The organism is Acinetobacter lwoffii (genome assembly GCF_024129735.1).
GTDB lineage: Bacteria > Pseudomonadota > Gammaproteobacteria > Pseudomonadales > Moraxellaceae > Acinetobacter > Acinetobacter lwoffii_H.
In genome coordinates, this window is sequence record NZ_JAMXXK010000103.1 from 1 (window position 1) to 1393 (window position 1393).

The following is a 1393-nucleotide window of genomic DNA, read 5'->3' on the forward strand; positions in this document are numbered from 1 at the left end:
TAATGCCAGTCAGTTAAGAAATTGACTGGCATTTTCTTGGGTATTTCTGCGGTTTTCCTTTCACAACTCGTGGGCAACTTCTAACCCTTCTCTCAGGCAAAACATACCTCCTCGATTTCTCCAGTAAACTTTCTAGATGTTTAGGTAAATTCCCTGCGGAGTCTAAAGAATCAAATCTTAATATATTCAGGATGCTGATAGAGGCAATATGAAAGCTGATTCTCAAAGGACTGACTTTTGCACGTTGAGCCATATGTTTCATTTGTCTTCTTAGAATATTATAGGCAATGAAGACCCCCCATAATTCTTGATAAATTAAATCAGGTTGCTTGCTCCTCAAATGCTTACCTTCCTGTAAATCACTTTTGATTTCTCGGTAACACATTTCTATTTCCCAGCGCTGGGCATAAAGCTTCGCCAAGCCTATCAGTGGATATGCCTTTGAATCCATTAATGAAGTGATATAACGTCTAATTTTCCCTGCCTGCTCAACTTCAATCAAACGCGCTTCCCAATATTCTCCTAATGATGGATTTAGCTTCCTGGCTCTAGCTGAAAGAGGCATTTTGATTTGAAAGTCATGCGGGGAATTACGTTTAATGATCTCATAGCGTAAATTATCTTTTGCTCTCATTAACCAATGACTGGCTTCTACTCGTGTTTGCCAGTCAATCAAGAAATCAGCAGAGAAATAGGCTCGATCAAACAAGGTAATACTATGCGATGGAGGACATAATCGATTTGCCAGTGTAAGTTCACCCTGATCCATGCTACCTATTTGGGCATCAATGATTTCATGGGTGCTGGTATTTACCAGGCAGGTTGCTCTCACTTGTGGATAAGGGGCTGCAGCGGTTTTACCCTTAGATGAGCCAAAGTGTTCAAAATTCTCGTCTGTATAAGGCATAGACCAAACCACCCCGTCAACAGCACATACACTAAGGCCATGAAAGTTTGAGTATTGCTGTTGGGATTCTTCAAACCAGGCTTGGCTGAGTAGAGAAAACAAGGTATTCAAGGGCTCTCGTCCTAAACGTTGTCGTGCTTGCACTGCTGCACTGGGGACACAATATTCTGTTGTACCAAACACAAGTTTTAGTTGCTCTACGACATACCCGATCGGTTGATCTCGAAATAGGGCAAGCCCAATTACCAGCCATACCACATGTTCGGCAGGTAATTTTCTTCTCCTGATAGAAGCCTTACCTGTTTGATGTAGGCTTTCTTTAATCCAGTTTAAATCAATGAGTTCACTGAAATGGCTGAGTGAAGGCAAAGAATGTTGAAGGGTGCAATCTAAATTTTCAGATAAAGTCATAAAAAAAATGAGCGTATTGGCATACACTCATTTTTACTACATTTTTCTAATGTCTGCTTAACTGACTGGCATTAC

1 protein-coding gene is annotated in these 1393 nt (G+C 40.8%); it reads right to left on the reverse strand.

Going from position 1 to position 1393, the window contains the following annotated elements; translation table 11 throughout:
• Positions 1-13: 13 nt before the first annotated feature.
• Positions 14-1318 (reverse strand): IS4 family transposase, encoded by a 1305-nt coding sequence (locus NI469_RS15640; protein ID WP_005104965.1) that lies wholly within the window; start codon positions 1316-1318, stop codon positions 14-16.
• Positions 1319-1393 lie beyond the last annotated feature (75 nt).